At 70.7% G+C, this 18,616-nt stretch carries 17 protein-coding genes; 7 read left to right on the forward strand and 10 right to left on the reverse strand.

Annotated features, from left to right (window positions below):
• Positions 1-1,055, forward strand: a 1,055-nt coding sequence (locus E1294_RS16745) for a TFIIB-type zinc ribbon-containing protein (protein ID WP_246083063.1), incomplete at its 5' end; no start/stop codon positions are given.
• Positions 1,056-1,064: 9 nt separating this feature from the next.
• Positions 1,065-2,024, forward strand: coding sequence for a lysylphosphatidylglycerol synthase transmembrane domain-containing protein (locus tag E1294_RS16750; protein ID WP_132509450.1), 960 nt, complete (start codon positions 1,065-1,067; stop codon positions 2,022-2,024).
• On the opposite strand, the gene E1294_RS16755 is transcribed toward E1294_RS16750, so the two are convergent.
• The 3 genes from E1294_RS16755 to E1294_RS16765 are packed head-to-tail and all read right to left on the reverse strand — an operon-like array spanning position 1,925 to position 5,974.
• Positions 1,925-2,986, reverse strand: a complete 1,062-nt coding sequence (locus E1294_RS16755) for a glycosyltransferase family 4 protein (RefSeq protein WP_132509451.1) — start codon at positions 2,984-2,986, stop codon at positions 1,925-1,927. The two genes, E1294_RS16750 and E1294_RS16755, sit on opposite strands and share 100 nt — an antisense overlap.
• A gap of 2 nt (positions 2,987-2,988) precedes the next feature.
• The gene (locus E1294_RS16760) at positions 2,989-3,918 is read right to left on the reverse strand and encodes a glycosyltransferase family 2 protein (RefSeq protein WP_181958508.1); all 930 of its coding nucleotides are present in this window, start codon (positions 3,916-3,918) and stop codon (positions 2,989-2,991) included.
• 55 nt (positions 3,919-3,973) lie between these two features.
• Entirely contained in the window at positions 3,974-5,974 is a 2,001-nt protein-coding gene (locus E1294_RS16765; RefSeq protein ID WP_132509452.1) for a glycosyltransferase family 39 protein, read from the reverse strand.
• Positions 5,975-6,247: 273 nt separating this feature from the next.
• Between E1294_RS16765 and E1294_RS16770 the strand changes: the two genes are divergently transcribed.
• The 4 genes from E1294_RS16770 to E1294_RS16785 all read left to right on the forward strand — a co-directional run bounded on the left by E1294_RS16770 (position 6,248) and on the right by E1294_RS16785 (position 12,029).
• Positions 6,248-7,771, forward strand: coding sequence for a hypothetical protein (locus tag E1294_RS16770; protein WP_181958509.1), 1,524 nt, complete (start codon positions 6,248-6,250; stop codon positions 7,769-7,771).
• A 169-nt stretch (positions 7,772-7,940) separates the two neighbouring features.
• A complete protein-coding gene (locus E1294_RS16775; protein ID WP_132509453.1) occupies positions 7,941-9,587 on the forward strand; it encodes an LCP family protein in 1,647 nt (548 codons plus the stop codon).
• Between the two features lie 175 nt (positions 9,588-9,762).
• Positions 9,763-11,010 (forward strand): acyltransferase family protein, encoded by a 1,248-nt coding sequence (locus tag E1294_RS16780; protein ID WP_165977326.1) that lies wholly within the window; start codon positions 9,763-9,765, stop codon positions 11,008-11,010.
• A gap of 56 nt (positions 11,011-11,066) precedes the next feature.
• Positions 11,067-12,029 (forward strand): glycosyltransferase, encoded by a 963-nt coding sequence (locus tag E1294_RS16785; protein ID WP_132509455.1) that lies wholly within the window; start codon positions 11,067-11,069, stop codon positions 12,027-12,029.
• Positions 12,030-12,050: 21 nt separating this feature from the next.
• Here the strand turns inward: E1294_RS16785 and E1294_RS16790 are convergent, their stop codons facing one another.
• Together E1294_RS16790 and E1294_RS54560 are read right to left on the reverse strand one after the other, a co-directional pair.
• A complete protein-coding gene (locus E1294_RS16790) occupies positions 12,051-12,968 on the reverse strand; it encodes a hypothetical protein (protein WP_132509456.1) in 918 nt (305 codons plus the stop codon).
• 17 nt (positions 12,969-12,985) lie between these two features.
• Complete coding sequence (locus E1294_RS54560; RefSeq protein WP_342775058.1) at positions 12,986-13,441, reverse strand: RNA polymerase sigma factor; 456 nt, start codon at positions 13,439-13,441, stop codon at positions 12,986-12,988.
• A gap of 94 nt (positions 13,442-13,535) precedes the next feature.
• Here E1294_RS54560 and E1294_RS16800 point away from each other — a divergent pair, with 94 nt between their 5' ends.
• Positions 13,536-14,249, forward strand: a complete 714-nt coding sequence (locus tag E1294_RS16800) for an acetoacetate decarboxylase family protein (protein WP_132509458.1) — start codon at positions 13,536-13,538, stop codon at positions 14,247-14,249.
• A 2-nt stretch (positions 14,250-14,251) separates the two neighbouring features.
• On the opposite strand, the gene E1294_RS16805 is transcribed toward E1294_RS16800, so the two are convergent.
• The 5 genes from E1294_RS16805 to E1294_RS57200 form a co-directional block, all read right to left on the reverse strand.
• Positions 14,252-15,136: a glycosyltransferase family 2 protein gene (locus tag E1294_RS16805; protein WP_132509459.1), complete on the reverse strand. Its 885-nt coding sequence runs from the start codon at positions 15,134-15,136 to the stop codon at positions 14,252-14,254.
• A gap of 187 nt (positions 15,137-15,323) precedes the next feature.
• The gene (locus E1294_RS16810) at positions 15,324-16,091 is read right to left on the reverse strand and encodes a CDP-alcohol phosphatidyltransferase family protein (RefSeq protein ID WP_132509460.1); all 768 of its coding nucleotides are present in this window, start codon (positions 16,089-16,091) and stop codon (positions 15,324-15,326) included.
• Complete coding sequence (locus E1294_RS16815) at positions 16,069-17,109, reverse strand: iron-containing alcohol dehydrogenase family protein (protein ID WP_165977329.1); 1,041 nt, start codon at positions 17,107-17,109, stop codon at positions 16,069-16,071. The genes E1294_RS16810 and E1294_RS16815 overlap by 23 nt, the downstream gene beginning before the upstream one ends.
• Before the next feature lie 27 nt (positions 17,110-17,136).
• A complete protein-coding gene (locus E1294_RS16820; RefSeq protein WP_132509462.1) occupies positions 17,137-17,871 on the reverse strand; it encodes a phosphocholine cytidylyltransferase family protein in 735 nt (244 codons plus the stop codon).
• 132 nt (positions 17,872-18,003) lie between these two features.
• Complete coding sequence (locus tag E1294_RS57200) at positions 18,004-18,612, reverse strand: DUF5941 domain-containing protein (RefSeq protein ID WP_281284443.1); 609 nt, start codon at positions 18,610-18,612, stop codon at positions 18,004-18,006.
• Positions 18,613-18,616: the final 4 nt, after the last annotated feature.

Raw genomic sequence — 18,616 nt, forward strand, 5'->3', positions numbered from 1 at the left:
CCCCCGCCCAGCCGTGCACGGGCTGCGGCGCGAGCGTGGCCTTCGCGCCCGGGACGACCGTCCTGCGCTGCCCCTACTGCGGGCTCGAACAGCAGATCGCCCCGCCCGCGCGGCGGATCCGCGAGCACTCCTTCGACGCGTTCCTCGCCAAGCCCCGCGTCCACACCCTGGCCAGGCACCAGCTCACCTGTCCCGGCTGCGGCGCCCGCACGGAGAGCGACGCCCTGTCCAGGGCCTGCCAGTTCTGCGGCACCGCCCTGGTGGCCGACACGGCGAACGACTCCCAGATCGCCCCCGAGGCCGTGCTGCCGTTCGCCCTCGACCGCGGCGGCGCCAGGAGCTCGCTGCGCGGCTGGGTGCGGACCCGCTGGTTCGCCCCCAACCGCCTCAAGAAGGTCAGCGAGGCGGAGACCATGAAGAGCACGTACCTGCCGCACTGGACGTTCGACGCGGCCACGGTCTCCGACTACACCGGCCAGCGCGGCAAGCACTACTGGGTGACCGAGTCCTACACGTCCAACGGGCAGCGCAAGACCCGGCGGGTCCGCAAGACCCGCTGGTATCCGGCCGCCGGCCGGGTCGCGCGCGGCTTCGACGACGTCCTGGTCCCCGCCACGAGACGGCTCCCCCAGGAACGGCTCAACGCTCTGCAGCCCTGGCCGCTGGAGCGGTCGGTCGCGTTCCAGCCCGGCTACGTGACGGGGCATCACAGCCTCCGGTACGACACCGAGCCGCAGGCCGGCATGGAGCTGGCCAAAGCCGTCATGCACGAGGTCATCGTGGGCGACTGCCGCCGGCACATCGGCGGCGACGCGCAGCGCGTGCACTCCGTGAACACCTCCTACGCGAACGTCACGTTCAAGCTGGTGCTGCTGCCGGTGTGGATCGGCAACTACCTGTTCGGCGGCAGGACGTACCAGGTGCTGATCAACGGGGTGAGCGGGGAGGTCCAGGGCGACCGGCCGTACAGCGCGGTCAAGATCACGCTGGCCGTCCTCGCCGCGTTGATCGTGCTCGCGGCGACGGTCTGGCTCGTCTGGGGAAGGAACGCGTAGCCTGGCCCCATGCTCCGCCGCCTGCTGCGCGTCGTCCTCGCCCTGGTCGCGCTCGGTTTCCTGGGCTACGGCCTGGCCAGGAACTGGGAGGAGACCACCGCAGCCGTGGCCGCCATGTCGCCGTGGGCGGTGCTGGGGGCGTTCGCCGCGGTGCTGCTCGGCCAGTTCTTCATGCTCGTGGCCTGGCGCGAGATCCTGGCGGGGCTCGGCACGCGGGTGCCGCTGCGGGTGTCCGGGCGGATCATGTTCGTGGGGCAACTCGGGAAATACATCCCGGGCGCGGTGTGGGCGTACGCCGCGATGATGGACCTCGGCCGTGACCACGACAGCCCGCCGCGGCGCACGTTCGCGACGATCTCGCTGGGCCTGGTGATCAACATCGGCGTCGCGATCTCGATCGCCGCCGTCACGCTGGGCTCGCAGGAGGTGGTGCGCCAAGCCTGGTATCTCGTGCTGCTCGTGCCGGTGATCATCGTCTGCCTGCACCCAAAGGTGCTCACCTGGGGTCTCAACCTCGCGCTGCGCGTCGCCCGCAAGGAACCGCTGGAGAGCGTGCTGCCCGGCCGCACGGTCGTCGTCGCGGTGGCGTGGACGGCGCTCGGCTGGCTCGTGTACGGCGTGCACATCTGGCTGCTGGCCGGGACCACCGACCTCTACATCGTCGCCACCGGCGCCTACGCGTTCGCGTGGGCGACCGGCATCCTCACCGTCGTCGTGCCCGCGGGGGTCGGCATCAGGGAGGGCGCGCTGGTGCTGGTGCTCGGGCCGATCGTCGGCACCCCCGTCGCGCTCGCGGTGGCGATCGTGTCGCGGCTGGCGTTCACCCTGGCCGACGCGACGGCTGCGGGGGTGTCGTGGCTGCTGGGCCGTCAGGCGCCGAGCAGCGCCCCTGTGTACGCCGACCAGAAAGGCTCGGGATCGACCGCCTTGACCCCCGACCGCAACCTCTCGGGCTCGCCGGAGGCGTAGAACCGCTCGATCGCCTCGCGGAGCGCGCCGGCGTCGCCCGGCTCGACCAGGAGCCCGTCGACGCCGTCGGTGACATGGTCGGCGAGCGCCCCGACGCGAGTGGCGATCACGGGAACGCCGTGCTCGTGGCCGAGCCAGACGTTCTGGCTGGCGGTCGCGGTGCGGTACGGCAGCACGAGCGCGTCGGCGGCGGCGAACAACGCCGGCACGTCCTCGGCCGCCACGTAGCCGGGCCGCAACTCGACCCGGTCGCCGAGGCCCAGCTCGGCGATCAGCGCCCTGGTCTCGTCGAGCCCGCCCCAGAACTCGCCCGCCACCGTCAGCGCGACACCGCCGGGCAGCCCCCGCAGCAGCAGGTCGAGCCCTTTGTACGGCCGGACGATGCCGAAGAAGAGCAGCCGGCGGTGCACGGCGGTGGACCTCGCGGCGGTGGTCGAGGGCAGGTGCGGCGGCAGCCCGGCCACGCTCACCGGCCTGCCGGTCAGCCCTCTGGCCAGTGCGGCCTGCTGCTCGGAGTGGGTCAGCACGGCGTCGACCCGCCCGAGCAGCGCCCGCATCAGCGGCTGGTCGTAGGGCTTGCGCTCGTGCGGCAGCACGTTGTGGCAGAGGGCGACGGCCTTGGCCTTCCGCCCCAGGCCGAGCAGGATCCCCAGGTAGGCCGGGACCTGCACCGGGCTCAGCACCGCCAGCACGACCAGGTCCGCCGAGCGCAGCCGCCGCCCCGCAGCGACCCACCCGTCGGGCCGCCGCCAGTCGAGCCTGCGCGCGGTCTTCGGATAGGGGCTGCCCTCGGGCGCGGAGATCGTCTGCCGGCCGGGATAGAGGAACGATGGATATTGGGCCCGCCACGACTCGATCACCACGTCGTGCCCCAACGCCGCGAGCCGGTGTGCCAGCTCGGTGGTGTGCTGGGCCCCGCCCCCTTTGTACGGATAGGTCGGGCCGACGATCGCGATGCGCACGGTCAGTTCCCGCGCGAGCGCACGATCAGGTCCGCGAGCAGCGCCACCGACCCGATCAGCAACCCGGACAGGAAGATCATGACGGTGTTGGCCGGGAAGTAGAACGGCTGCTCGATCATGTCCCAGATGCCCTTCACGAGCCCGATGCCCACCAGCCACAGCGCGGGCGGCATCAGCACCTTGAGCGGGTTGAAGTACATGATCATCCGCAGCACCTGCAGGATGTAGCGGTAGGCGTCGGAGACGAAGCTGAACTTCGACTTGCCGGCCCGCTTGGCGTAGCCGATCGGCAGGTAGTAGACGTCGTGCTGGTTGGACAGGAACGACAGCGTGATCGTCGTGACGCAGGAGAATCCGGGGGGCAGCAGCCGCAGGTAGGGCTTGGCCACCGGCCTGCGGAAGGCCCGCAGGCCGGAGTTGAGGTCGGGGATCTTCTGCCCGGCCAGCTTCTCCGCCACCTTGCGGATCACCCACTTGGCGGGGACCCGCAGCAGCTTGTGCGAGCCCTCCTCGCTCGTGCGCGCGCCGACCACCATGTCGATCGTGGGATCCTTCTCCAGGAGCTGCACCAGCTCGGGGATGCGCTCGTTGGGATAGGTCATGTCGGCGTCGGTCCACACGACGATCTCGCCCCTGGCCTCCTGCGTGCCGATGCGCCGCACGGTGCCGGCGCCGCCGTTGCGGTGGAAGGCGCGGATGCGCAGGTGGGGATAGCCGGGCGCGGCCTCTTTCAGCCTGGCCAGCGTCTCGTCGCTGGAGCAGTCGTCGACGGCCACGAGCTCGTAGGTGTAGCCGCTCGAGTCCATCGCCTTGGTGATGCGCTCCACCTCGTCGATGACGTGATCCTGCTCGTTGTAGCAGGGAAGGACGATCGTGACGTATGGCGCTTCTTCCACGGCAGGTCCACTCTTGGAGGCGTCGAGCGTGCTCACGGGGATCGAGGTTACTCTGCCCAGAGGAGCAACGAGTCTACCCGACAAGATCATTTCACTCCGACACGGCCATCCAGACGTTCATCCGCAGGGTCCAGGTGCCGTTCGGGGCCTCGATCAGCGAGCGCTCGTCCTGGCGCGCGACCAGCGCCATGATCTGCGTCGCCCGCCCGTACGGCGCCACCTGGTCCTCGTCGGCGGCCAGCACGACCGGCACGCGCCCCGTGCCCCGCACCCGCTCGATCAGGCGGCGGACCTGGTCCTCCGGCGCGACGTCGGTGAGCACGCGCTTGACCGCGGCCGCCGGGCGCCCGCACGTGCCCCGCACCGCCTGCATGAACCGGTCGCCGGTGACCCGCTCCACGAACAACACCGACGCGTTCTCGGGGATCCTGCCGCACATCGCCTCGACCGCCGCCGCCTCGCCCCGCTCGATCGGCGTGAACGCCGTGCCGATCGAGGTCACGGCCGGGGGCACGAGCATCAGCACGACCGCCAGCGCCGTGCCCCAGCGCCGGACGCGTGTGCCGCGCCGGCCCGCCTGGTCGCGCAACCAGGCCAGCGCGTACGTGGCGAGCAGGATGAGCCCCGGGATGACGACGGGGACCAGGCGGCGGGCGGCCCACGGATGGTCAGGGGTGATCTCGGGCCGCAGCAGCGTGGTGACGGTCGTCCAGCCGACGACCGCGAGCGGCAGCAACCACTCGAACGGCGTGCCGTCGCGCAGCAGCCGGCGGACGAGCAGGGCCGCGGCGATCGTGGCCAGCACGACCGCGGGGAGGCCGACGTACCAGACCGCCCAGTGCAGCGAGTACTCGAAGTAGAGCCGGGTGCCGTCGGGGGCCATGCCGTTGGCCCGCTGGATCGCCTCGATCATCGTGAACGTGCGCTGGTCACCCTCATGCGTGGGCACCCGGGTGACCGTCTGCACCCACGGCCGCGCGTAGAGGCCGGCCATGAGGAGCACGGTCAGCCCGGCCCCCGCCATCGGCAGCCACCGCGGCGGCCGCAACCGCGCCAGGAGCGGCGCGGCGGCCGTGCCGGCCGCGGTGAGCACGAGCACGCCGGCGCAGATGAGCAGCAGCGGCCGGATCGAGCCCGCCAGATAGCCCAGGTACGGCCGGGCCAGCACGTATCCGCCGAGCAGCCCCAGCCCGCCACCCGCGACCAGACCGGCCAGCAGCCCCGGGCCCAGCGCCCCCTTGTTCCTCGCCGAACGCCGCATCGCGATCAGCAGCCCCGCGAACGCCAGCACCGGCAGCACATCGCGCAACCCGTCGATCCTGACCAGCACGGCCAGCCCGAACACCAGCCCCGCCGGCAGCCCGCGCCACCACCCCGGCCTGGCGAGCGCGTCGCAGACCAGCGACAGGCCGCCGAACACCAGGATCAGCGACGGGATCTCACTGAACGTGGTGCGCGAGGTGTAGAGGATCGGCAGGCTCACCGCGAGCGCCACCGCCGCGACCACCGCCCACCGCGCGCCGGCCAGCCGCGCCACCACCCCCGCCAGCGTGAGCACGGCCAGCGCGCCCAGCACGGCGGGCATGGCGAACGGCGCTCCGAACCAGTTGCCCACTGCGAACAACAGCGGCGCCCCCGGCATGAACTGCGGCACCACTCCGCCGGGGACATCGAAGAACCCGACGCCGGCGAAGATCAGCCAGGGGTCGAACCCGCCGAACGCCCCGGCCTGCCTCGGGATGGGCAGCGAGCCGTGGTCCGCGATCCAGGACGCGTAGAGTGCGTAGGTCGCCGGATCGCGCCTGACGGCGACCTGCTCGCTGTGCAACACCGTGTTGAACACGCCCGACGCCGCGGCCACCGCCACGACCCCCGCGACCTGCCAGGGTGTGGCCTCGACCAGCTTGCCGAGCCGCCGCGTGCCCGCCCAGCACAGCAGCGCGGCGGCGGGCAGCCCGAGCAGCGCGGCGGGCAGCGGCGCGAAGTGGCCGAGCAGCAACAGCGGCAGCCCGGCCAGCAGCCACCCCGCCACGGCGAGCGCGGGCAGCACCGAGAGCGCGGCGAGCGCCCGGCCTGGTCGATCGTGTCCCATCGGTGAGCGAGCGTATCCAACTGCGAGCACCGGGCACGCCCATGGCAGAGGTGTGGCGCGCCGCCGCCCGGCCGGCGGGCCTGGGCGGGCGGGCACGGCACGGCACGGCACGGGCACGGCACGGCACGGCACGGCACGGGCACGGCACGGGCACGGCACGGCACGGGCACGGCACGGCACGGCACGGCAGGGGCATGGCACGGGCTCCGCACGATCGCCGGTACCGTACGGTGGCAGACCGCCCGGGGGTGGCGGACCGCGCACCTCTGCGGCGTGCCGGAGATTCGGGAGGACGTACGGGTGATGTCGGAGGCTCGTACGGAGGAGCCCGCGCCGGCCCGCCAGGGCAGGCGGCGTCTCCCCCGCGATCTCCACCGCTTGCCACGGCGGCACGGATGGTTCCTTGCCGTGCTCGGCCTCGGCACGGCGCTGCGCGCCCTGGCCATGGCGGGTTACCGGCCGGCCCTGTGGTTCCCCGACACCTACACCTACGTCGTCACCGTCTTCCACCCGCGCCCCGACCTGGTGCGGCCGGCGGGCTACTCGATGTTCATGAAGCTTTTCGAGCCGCTGCACTCCTTCGCCGCGGTCACCGCCGTGCAGCACCTGCTCGGGCTGGCCACCGGCGTGCTCGTCTACGTGGCGGCCCGCCGCGTCGGTTACCGGGCCGGCCACCGGGTGCCCAGGTGGGCGGCCACGCTGGCCACCGTTCCCGTGCTGCTGGACGCGTACCAGATCGAGCTCGAGCACCTGCTGGTCGCCGACACGCTCTTCATGTTCCTGGTCGTGGCCGCCGTCTCGCTCAGCATGACGCGGCGGCCCGCCACCGTCGCCGCCATCGGCCTCCTGCTGGCCGCCGCCGTGCTCACCAGGACGGTCGGCCAGCCGCTGATCGTCGTGCTGGCCGGCTGGTTCGTGTTGCGCAGGCGCATCCGGCCGGCCGGAGTGCTGCTCGCCGCCGCCCTGGTGCCGCTCGTCGCGTACGGCGCCTGGTTCTACGCCACCTACCAGCGGGTCGGCCTGGTGGGCGCGAACGGCGCCTTCCTCTACGCCCGCACGATGTCGTTCGCCGACTGCGCCAGGATGGATCCGCCGCCCGATCTGAAGGTGCTGTGCGACCCGCGCCCGCCGGAGCTGCGACCGCCCTCCCAGGAGTACATCTGGGCCAAGGACGCCCCCCTGGTCCTGCGGCCGGGGATCACGTTCACCAAGGAGAACGACGAGCTCGCGGCCAGGTTCGCGGCGCTGGCGATCACCACCCAGCCGCTCGACTACGCCGCCTCCGTGCTGAGCGAACTGGGCCGCACGTTCGCCTGGGGCCGCCCGGTCTATCCTGACGCAGAGATTTACGGCTATTACGAGTTCCCGGTCACGGAGCCGGGCCCGCCTGGCCGTTATCCCGCGCAGGTCGGCGCCGAATATGCCAAGCTCTACGAGCAGGGTGCGATCGGCACGGAGATCGTCGAGCCTTACGCCGGATGGCTGCGGGCCTACCAGAGCGCAGCGCGGCTGCCCGGCCCGGTGCTCCTGGGGGTGCTGCTGGTGCCGCCGGTGGCGGCCGTCGCCGAGCTCCGGCGCAGGCGGCAGGGCCGGCCTCGCGCGGGAGCTCCGGCCTGGCTGGTGCCCTGGTCGGCGGCCGTCGTGCTGCTGGTCACACCGGCCGCAGCCGCCGAGTTCGACTATCGCTACGTGTTGCCGGCCGTACCTCTGGCCTGTTTGGCGGCGGCCCTCAGCCTCAGGCCTGATGTGCTGCGACAGTCTGGGAGTAACCGGAGGGTGAAAAGAGTTTGGCGATGATATTCCACCCAATGTCCGGCTCTGAGTATGCTTTGCCGCGAAAACGTCACACCCGGGTCACGACCGTTCCCCACGATCATGGCCACGGGCACGCCGCACGTGTCCTACTCTCGTTGCCCAGAGCGACCAAGCCGGCGCGTCAGGCGCAAGAAGTGAGGCTAGGGGGCGTATGAGCGACTACAGGGGCGCGCCGGTAGCCGATTTTCCGCACGACCATCGCGGCGCTCACTCGCAGCCCGGCAGCAGGATGGCCCGCAGAGCGGCGGGCTCCGCGCCACCTCCTCCCACGCCTCCCGACGACGGACCACCCCGCGGCCACCGCGGCGGCGGTGGCCAGGGCGGCAAGATGCGCGTGCTGGCCTGGGTCAGCATCGGCGTCACCTCGCTCATGGTCGCGGGCGCGCTGACCGGCTACGTCGTCTACCGCGACGCGTTCGGCAACATCAGGCAGAAGAGCGTCAACGACGACATCATCAACCCGCGCCCTGCCGAGACCGGCGCGCTCAACGTGCTGCTCGTGGGCTCCGACACCCGCGCGGGCGAGGGAAACGCGAGATACGGCCAGGAGGACGCCAGGAAGGCCGACGGAGGCGGCAAGCGCACCGACACGATCATCCTCATGCACATCTCCCCCGACCGCGACCAGGCCCGGCTGATCAGCTTCCCGCGCGACTCGATGGTGCAGATCCCGAAGTGCAAGAACGAGACCACCAAGCAGGAGATGGCCCCGCGCCGTGACATGATCAACTCGGCGTACAACTCGGGCGGCATCGCCTGCACGATCTCCACGCTCGAGACCCTCACCGGCATCCGCATCAACCACTTCGTCGAGGTCGACTTCAGCGGCTTCAAGAACATCGTCGACGCCCTGGGCGGCATCGAGATCTGCCTGAAGTCCGGCGTCAACGACAAAGCCTCCAAGCTGGTGCTGCCGCCGGGCAAGAGCCTGCTCAACGGCGAGAAGGCCCTGGGCTACGTGCGCCTGCGCAAATATGGCGACGGCAGCGACATCCAGCGCATCAAGCGGCAGCAGATCTTCCTGAGCAAGGTCGTCGCCAAGGCCACCAGCAGCGAGCTGCTGACCGACGTGGGCAAGCTCAGAGACTTCATCGCGGCCGCGGCCGGCTCGGTCACCATGGACCCCTCGCTGGCCAACGACACAGAGAAGCTCATCTCGATCGCCATGAGCGCCAAGGAGCTGACGGCCGGCGGGGTCAAGTTCATCACGGTGCCGTGGGTTCCCGACCCCGAGAACCCCGAAGCCCGCGTCGTCTGGAAGGAGCCCGACGCCGGCAAGCTGTTCACCGCGATCAAGACCGACACCCAGATCGCCGAGGCGTCGCCGTCCGCCAGCGCCAGCGCCAAGCCCAAGATCACGGTCAAGCCCGAGCAGGTGCGGGTCCAGGTGCTCAACGGCACCAAGACCTTCGGCAAGGCCCGCGAGGTCGCCGACCAGCTCGCCGAGCAGGGCTTCAAGGTGGTCGGGCTGGGCAACTACGAGGCCCCGGGCGGCGCCAGCCTGCCCAAGAGCGAGATCCACTACGCCAAGTCGATCGACACGGCGCCCGACTACGCCGACGCGCTGGCCAAGTCCGTCCTGCCCAAGCCCTCGCCGGCGTCGGGCAAGGTCAAGGCGACGGGCGCGCAGCCGTACACGTCCACGACCACCAGCACGGGGGCGTCCAAGCTCAAGGGCACCCCGGTGATCCAGTTCGTCATCGGCGAGGACTTCGACTCGGTCAAGGTCAGCAAGCTGCCCGACAGTGTCGAGAAGAGCGCCATCACCGCGTCCGAGCAGAAGAACGTGTGCACCTGAGGCTCCAAGTTCCCTGTGTAATCGGGTCATATCTCCCGCGTGAGGGACAGCACCCTTGAGGGCGGGATAGTGTGTTGCGGGTCGGCGACGCAGCGCGACACGGGGGCCGGAAGGTCGTCCGAGTCGTGCTGCCGTCGTGTTCCCCGGCCCCCGAGCGAAGCTGAGCGACTCCCCCGTGTCTGACACCAGATGGTCCCCACAGGTCACGACCCCGCGGAGCCCCGACGGCGAGGGCGGGCCCGCCGACACGGGAGCCCGATGGCCGCTGCCGGAGGAGACCTTCTGGAGCGAGGCCACCGACCCGCACGGCGTCCCGCCTGGCGAGCGCACCGCGCCGCAGCCGGCGGTGCCGGCCGATCGTCCCGTGATCACGGCGCCCGCCGCGCAACCCCAGCCGCAACCCAAGCAGCAGGCCGAGCAGCCGCCCAAGCGCAAGCGCGACCCGTTCCTCGACAACGTCAAGTTCGTCCTGATCGCGCTCGTGCCGCTGGGCCACTCCCTGGTCCCGACCCTCTCTGCCGACTCCTCCAGGTCGCTGTACATCTTCATCTACACGTTCCACATGCCACTGTTCGTGCTGATCAGCGGCTACCTGTCCAGAAATTTCTGGAATTCCAACGCGAAGACCAACAAGCTGGTCGACACGTTCCTCGTCCCCTACGTGATCGTCGAGGTCGGCTACGCCGCGCTCCGCTTCGCGCTGGGCCAGAAGTGGAGCCTGACGATCATCGACCCGGCGTGGCTCAACTGGTATCTCCTGGCGTTGTTGTTCTGGCGCCTGTCCACGCCGGTGTGGAAGCGGATGAAATATCCCGTCCCCGTGGCGATCGCGATCTACTTGTTCGCCGGGTTCTCGCAGATCTCGGGCGACTTCAGCATGGACCGCTTCTTCGGCCTCATGCCGTTCTTCGTCATCGGCCTCGTGATGCAGCCCGAGCACTTCGAACTGCTCAACCGGCGCTGGATCAAGATCGTCTCGGCGGTCACGGTCCTCGGCGCGGCGGCGGTGGCCATCTACATCGCGCCCAAGGCCCCGCTCGGCCCCTTCTACTACAAGAACAGCTACCAAGACCTCGACCTGTCCTGGTACATGGGGCTCGGGCTGCGCATCGGCCTGCTGGTGTGCGCGCTGGCCATGTGCTTCGCCGTGCTGGCGCTGGTGCCCAGGAAGGAGACCTGGTACACCGACCTCGGCACCCGCACCCTCTACTGCTACCTGCTGCACGGCATCCCCGTCCTGATCGCCAAGGACCAGGGGTGGCTCGAGTTCCCGTGGCTGCACGGGCCGCTCGGCGTGCTGGCGATCAGCTTCAGCTCCTTCGCGCTCGCGATCGTGTTGTGCCTGCCGGAGACCCGCACGGTCTTCAAGTGGGTGCTTGAGCCCCGCCTTACGTGGCTCTACCGGCGGCCATCCCGAAGTTAAGCAGCCGTTCGGCCCGCATTAACGCCATTGACCTGGTTAGCGCCGAGCATCGACACATGCGCGCATGTGTCGCCACGACCGTCCATCATCCCGAGGACGCCCGGATCATGCACCGGCAGATCCGGGCGCTGCTCGACGCGGGCCACGAGGTGACCTACGTCGCGCCGTTCACCTACTTCAACGTGACGCCGGCCATGGGGCTCAGGGCCGTCGACGTGGCGTACCACGCGTCGTCGGGGCGGGCCCGCGCGGCGCTCAGGCGCGGCGTCAAGGACGCGGACCTTCTGCTCGTCCACGACCACCGGCTGCTGCGCACGCTCCCCCACCGGCGTCCCCCTGTCGTCTGGGACGTACGCGAGCAGGTGACCCCGGCGCAGTTCGCCCGGGCGGGACGCCGGCACCGGGTGATCACGCCCGCGGTGGTCCCGGAGGCGACCCTGGTGTCGGCCGGACCACCTCCGCCCGGCGACACCAGGGTCGTGCACATCGGCCGCCTGTCGGCCGAGCGCGGCGTGACGGAGCTGATCGGCTTGGCCGAGCGGCTGGTCCCGCACGGGGTCAGGCTGGACCTGATCGGCGCGGCGGCCCGCGACGTGCGGCCGCTGCTGCGCGACGCGCAGCGCGTCGGCCTGCTCGACTGGTACGGGTACGTGCCCAACCGGCACGCGCTGCGCATGGCGGAGGGCGCGCTGGCGGGCCTGTCGCTGGCCGGCGACACGGTGCCGACGGTCCCCACCAAGGTCATGGACTACATGGGCCGCGCGCTGCCCGTGATCGCCACCCCTCAGGCCGCCTCGCTGGTCGAGATGGCCGGCTGCGGCCTCGTGGTGCCCCTCGACGTGGACGCCGTCATGAACGCCGTCCTGGACCTCAAGGAGGACCCGGTACGCCGGCTCAAGCTGGGCGCGCTGGGCCACGCCGAGGCGCGCCTGCGCCACCACTGGCCGGACCACGCGCAGGACTTCGTGCGCCGCGCCGAGTCGTGGGCCGGCCTGACGGCGCACGCGCTCGCGGTCTAGGGTCCCGGGCCTGGTGGCGAACTAGGGTTTGTCCAGGTCGAAGGCGACGTCAGCCAGGCGAACCGTGCGGACGTGCGGATCTTTGAGGATCCCTCGGAGCTTCTCGATCGAGCTGAGCTGGTCGACGTAGGCATGGGCGAGGCCGCCGTCCGCCGCTCTACGCAGCCGGTCAAGGGACAGGTCGAAGGCACGCAGGTTGGCGTCGTCATGCTCGCGGAGCAGCCCGGCCCAGGAGCGGAAGTCACGCAGCCCGCCGCCGCACGACTCCTCGGTCATATCGCCGCCCTTCTTGCCGGCGCTGCCGGGGTTCCTCCGCGGATCGCCCCAGTAGTCGAAGCCCCAGGTGATGGGGAGGGCGCCCGGCCGGCGCTCGTAGGCGACCCGGTCGGCACAGGTGCCATGTCTCTTCACAAAGGCGTTCATGGCACTCTCGGTCAGCGGCGTGGCGAACTCCACCACCGCCAGTGCCCGGAGGTCACCGGGCAGCCGGTCGAGCACCCTGCGCACCTCCTCCTTCGGGGCGAGGGTGGTGCCGACGTCGTACAGCGCCGTGGAGAGCCTGGTGTTGGCCGTGCTGCCCAGCGGCAGGCGCCCCACCCGGCCGAAGAGGTCCTGGCTGATCGTGTACGCGGCGCCGCCCGCGGGCCAGAAGTCGCCGGCAGGACGCAGGGGGGCCGCGTTCACCTCCATGGACATCGACACGGGAGTGGTCTCGCAGCAGGCCTCCACGCTCACGGCGTAGGCCGGGCTGTAGATCTTGAACGCGGTGCCGAGCACAGCCACCATGCGCTGCTCGCGGTCGCCGCGGGTCTGCACCAGAGCCGACCCCCACATGACCGCGGCGGCGAGGAGGACGAGTACGGTCAGGACGATCGCGGCCGTCCTGAAGACACCTCGCCGGACAGCGTTCCGGGTGACCTTCAGGTCAAAGTCCGGCATTTCTGGAAAATCGTTGGTCATTCCGGGACTCCGTAGATGTCGGCGAAGGCGTTCCTGGCCCGCCACACGGCGGTCTTGATCGAGGCGGGCTTCCTGCCGGTCATCGCGGCCACCTCCACGAGCGAGAACCCTTCGAAGTAGACCAGCGTGAGCAGCCTGCGGTGCTGCTCGGAGAGCCGGTCCAGGGCGTCGCGCACGTCGAGCGCGGCCACGTGGAGCGGGGGAACACCCAGCTCGCCGGGGTCCGGCAGGGCCACCTCGATCCGGCGGCGGCGTACGTGGTCGATGAGGACGTTGCGGGCGATGGTGAGCAGCCAGGCGGCCGGGTTCTCGCCGCGCCAGCCCAGCAGGGCCCTGGTCGCCTTGACGAACGTCTCCTGTGCCAGGTCTTCCGCGAGATGGGGGTCACGGGTCCTGCGCAGGAGGAACCCGCACACGAGCGGCCAGTGCTCGCGATACAGCTCCTCGATGATGACGCCCCCCGTGTCGGTTGGAAACTCACATCACACCTAGACGGGACCGGGGCGGGAATGGTCACACGGCTTGCCGGTTGATGTACTGGGAGCCATGGCATCGCATCTGATCCAGGGCCGGACGGTCGGCATGCCGGTGCGGGTGCGGGACGCGGAGATCTGCGGCGCCTTCTATCCGGTGCGCGCCGACGCCGCCCGGGCGGTCATCGCGTACTCCGGGCTCGACGTCGCCGAGGTCCTGCCCGGCAAGGCCGTCTGCGTGCTGTTGTTCGTCGACTACCGCGACGGCGATCTCGACACCTACCACGAGTTCGGCATGGCGTTCCTGGTGCGCCCTCCAGGCGTGTCGGGGCCCATGAGACCGGCGGACCTGTCGCGGACCGGGGTGTTCGTGCACTGGCTGCCCGTCGACCAGCAGTTCACGCTGGAAGCCGGGCGGACGTTGTGGGGGTTCCCGAAGGAGCTGGCCGACATCGAGTTGCGGCTCGGCTCGCCGTACAAGCGGTGTGTGTTGCGCAAGGACGACCGGCTCGTGCTCGACATGCTGGTCAAGCCGGGCGTGCCGGTGCCGGGCGCCACCGTCATGGCGCCGCTGGACGCGTACACGCACCGGGAGGGCGTGACGCGGCGCGTGCCCTGGTCGGTGCGGGCGCGCGGCGCCAGGGTCCGCCCCGCCGGCGCGCTGATCCGCCTGGGCAACCATCCCATCGCCAAGGAGCTGAGCGAGCTGGGGCTGCCGAAGCGGGCGTTGTTCAGCATGAACGTCTCACGCGCCGAGATGGTCTTCGGCGCGGCCGAGGAGGCCTGAGCTCAGACGATCGGCGGGCGGCCCAGCTTGACCATGCGCCAGGCCGTGCGCCAGGCCATGGGGCGGCGCTCGCCGGCGGCGGTGCGCAGGCCCTCGAAGAAGCCGGCGAACCAGGCTTTGAGCGCGCCGCCCGAGCCGCGCTCGCGCACGATGGTGAGGACGACCCAGTTGGTGAGGTAGAGGAACGCCAGCGGCCACGGCAGGTTGCGCCGGGCCAGCCAGACCCGGTTGCGGGCGTTGAGCCGGTAGAACTCGGTGTGCCGCGTCGGCGGCACCTGCGGGTGGTACATCACCGTCTCGGCGTCATATTCGATGCGGTAGCCCTCGCCGAGCAGCCGCCAGGCCAGGTCGGTCTCCTCGTGCGCGTAGAAGAACCGCTCGGGCAGGCCACCCACCTGCAGGAAGGCCGAGCGCCTGATGGCCGAGGCGCCGCCGAGGAACGTCGTGACGGGCGAAGAGCGCTGCGGATCGCCCGCGCGCAGGCGGGGGACGTGACGCCGCTGCCCGATGCCGCCGTCGGGGTCCATCACCCGGAAGGAGATCACCGCGAGGTCGGGCTCGGTGGCGAAACGGTCGCGCACGTGGGCGACCACCTTCTGGCTGGCATACCAGCCGTCGTCGTCGAGGAACAGCACGACGTCGCCCGAGCACTCCTCCACGCCGCGGTTTCGGCCTGCGGGGATGCCGGTGTTCTGGTCGAGCCGGATCGCTTTCACGATCGCGGACGACCCCTCGGGTGGCGTCGCCGACACCTCGGGCACGTCGGCGCCGTTGCCTACGATCACCACCTCGACGTCGCCGTCGACCTGGTTGAGCGCGGACTCGACCGCCCGGTTCAGCTCCGCGACCCGGTTGCCCATGGTGAGGATGACGCACGAGATCTTCAACGAATCATCGTCCTGACGCGTCGAGAGCACGGGCGGAGCATTCTTTCATGATCACCGAGTCTGCTGGTCTGCATCGTTTGGGATATGGGTGGAGCTAAGCGTATCGGAACCGTCAGTGAACCCCCACCGAACGGCGGACGTCCGATCAATACGACGGACGAGGGGCCCTTCCGGTTCCGACATGAGATCACGCAAGTCGCCTCGATGCCAGGATGCTGACCAGATGCAGGACAACCTGCAGGCAGGCGGCGACGAAACAGGCGACGAGCAACACCCTGGTGGAGGTGAGATCGCCGATCGCCAGATCGATCACCGCGGCCGCCAGCGCGAGCAGCGACAGCTCCACCGGCTGCACGATGCGGTGGAACTTCGTCGCCGACAGCACCCGCCTGCCCAGCCCCAGCAGCCCGGAGCGGAACTGGCCCACGGACGCCTCGGTCGCGGCCGTCAGCCCGCCCTTGGCCCGCGCCACGTCCACGAGGTCGGTCTCGGCCTTGATGAGGATCGCGCCCAGCGCGGCGCCGACCCCCAGCACGGTGTACCAGTCGGGCAGGACGGCCGAGGCCCGCCAGCCCAGCCCGGCCAGCAGGGCCGCCTCGGTGAAGTAGGCGCCGACGCGGTCGAGATAGACGCCCACCAGCGAGGTCCTGCCCGTCCAGCGGGCCAGCTCGCCGTCGGAGCAGTCGAGCAGGAGGTAGACCTGGACGAGCAGCGCGGCGAACACGGCCGCCCAGAGCCCTGGCAGGGCCAGCACGACGCCGGCCACGATGCCGGCCAGCGTCATCACCCACGTGAGCTGGTTGGGCGTGACCGACGTCTTGGCCATCAGCCACGTGACGTAGATGGACATCCTGCGCATGTAGAGGACGCCCGCCCAGTGCTCGCCGTTCTTGCGCTGGAGGTGGCCCTCGGGCTGGGCGACCCGCCGCAGCTCAGCGACCGAAGGCCCGGACATAGTCCTCCACCCGATCGTGGATCTCGGAGTCCTGCATGCGCAGGTGCTCCAGGATCGTGTAGCGGCCGGGACGGGTGGCCGGCGCCAGCGCGACGGCCTCGGCGAACTGCTCGCTGGACAGCCCGATGTCGGCGGGGACGACCGGCAGCTGGTGCTGGCGCAGGCAGTCGGTCACCTGCGTCACGCGAGCGTCGTCCTCTCTGAGGAAGAAGCAGAAGGCGGCACCGATGCCGGCGAGCTCGCCGTGGTTGGAGGTGCCGGGGAAGAGCTGATCCACGGCATGAAGGATCTCATGGTCGCCACCGCTCGCGGGCCGGGATGACCCGGCGATCACCATCGACATGCCCGACAGGATCAGCGATTCGGCCAGCACGGTGAGGAACGCGTCGGACTCGATGGAGTCGGCCCGCCCGATCAGCGCCTCCGCGGCCGTGCGGGCCATGGAGCAGGCCAGCCCGTCGATCGGCTCGCCGCGCTCGACGTTGCCGAGCTGCCAGTCCTCGATCGCCGACAGGTTGCTCACCACGTCGCCCACGCCCGCCCGGACGAGCTGCTGCGGCGCGTTGTGCACGAAGTCGAGGTCGACGAGGATCGCCAGCGGCATCGGCACCCCGAACGTGCCCTTGCCGCCGTCGTAGACCAGGGAGGCGGTGGGCGAGCAGATGCCGTCGTGGGCGAGGTTGGTGGCCACGGCCACCATCGGGATGCCGGCGAGCGACGCGGCGTATTTCGTCGCGTCGATCGTCTTGCCGCCCCCGACGCCGACCACGACTTCGTAGGCGCCCTTGCGCAGGTCGGCGCCGAGCGAGACGGCCGCGTCGACCGAGCCGTCGGCCACCCTGAAGACCTCGGCCTCACCCAGCGTGGGCGCGATCAGGCTCTCGATGTGGTCGCCCTGGCCGGGCCCGACGGCCACGGCGACCCTTCCGGAGGTGGCCACGCGGCTGTCGGCCAGCAGCGCGCCGAGCTCCGCCACCGCGCCCCGCCTGACCTGCATGGTCAGCGGCGTCGGCAACATTCTCGCTAGAAGCGGCATCGCGCCCCCTCAGTAGCGCACGGCTATGGTGCGGGCCTTCGCCAGGTCGTCGTGGTTGTCCACCTCGACCCAGTCGACCTCGCCGATGGGCGCGGCGTGGATCAGCTCGCCGCGCCCGACCATCTCCTGGTAACCGTCCTCGTAGTAGAGCTGCGGGTCGCGCTCGAACGTCGCCTTGAGCGCGTCGGCCAGCCGCTCGGCCGCGCCCGGCCGGATGAGGGTGGCGCCGATGTACTCGCCGTAGGCCTCAGCCGGGTCCATCAGCTTGGTGATGCGGCGCAGCGCGCCCTCTGGCGAGAGCGTGACCTTCATCTCCTCGTCGGCGAGCTTTTTCACGTTGTCGACGGCCAGCAGGATGTCGCTCGTCCCGGGGGCCGACAGCAACGTCTTCTCGACCGAGACGGGATGCACGGTGTCACCGTTGACCAGCAGCGCGCCCTGGGTGAAGTAGTCGCGCGCGCACCACAGGGAGTAGGCGTTGTTCCACTCCTCGGCCTTGTCGTTGTGCACGAGGGTGAGCTTGACGCCGTGCCTGTCCTCCAGCTCCTCCTTGCGGTCGTGGACGGCCTGTGCCGCGTACCCGACGACGACCACGACCTCCCGCAGGTCCACCTCGGCCAGGTTGCGCAGCGAGATGTCCATGATCGTGGTCTCGCCGTCGACCGGCACGAGCGCCTTGGGCAGCGTGTCGGTGTACGGCCGCAGGCGTCGTCCGGCCCCAGCGGCCAGAACCATTCCCAGCAACGTGCACTCCTCAGTCGTAACGTGCGGCGGGGCACTGGACGTGACCCGCGTAAGGGGTGGGGCGGGTCGTTGGACGCGCCACCGTAGGCCCAAAGGTTAGTTCCCTTTCGGCCACCGGTGGGCAATCTGGCATCAGTCTTGTGTTCCCGTTTCCGCCGCTTCCGCCCCCGCCTGGGGTGCGGCCAGCCAGCACGTGAGGCTCTCCCAGCCGAACAACGCCCACAGGTAGAGCGCGAACACCACATAGCCGCCGGTCAGCCAGCCCGTGAGGGCGACCAGCGAGACCACCATCATCCGCCCGTCCCAGCCGAGCCCGAACGTGGACAGCCAGGCGGGCGCGTAGACGCGCTGGCGCAGCCGGTGGACGAGGTCGTAGTGGTGGAAGGCCAGCGCGCCGAGCAGCAGCATGATCAGCACGGGGTGCACCCCGTGGGCGAAGCCGCACGCCGCGATGAAGGTGTACTCGATGACCCGCAGGATCGGCGGCACGAGCCAGTCGAGCCGGCCGTCGTGCGCGTGGCTGCTGCCTGGCCCGGCCAGCAGCAGCGTCACGGCGGGTGCGAACACGGCGAGCCCGTCGGACCCGGCCACGCCGAGCACCAGCAGCACCCCGGTGACGAACGTGCCTGCGATCACCGGCGGCAGCGGCGGGAGCTGCCCGGCCACGAGCAGGCCCATGGCGCGCGAGAGCGGCCCGTCGTCGCGGTAGGCCACGACCGTGCCGCTGGGGACGGGTGCCATGTGA

Source organism: Nonomuraea diastatica (assembly GCF_004349015.1).
Taxonomy (GTDB): Bacteria; Actinomycetota; Actinomycetes; order Streptosporangiales; family Streptosporangiaceae; genus Nonomuraea; species Nonomuraea diastatica.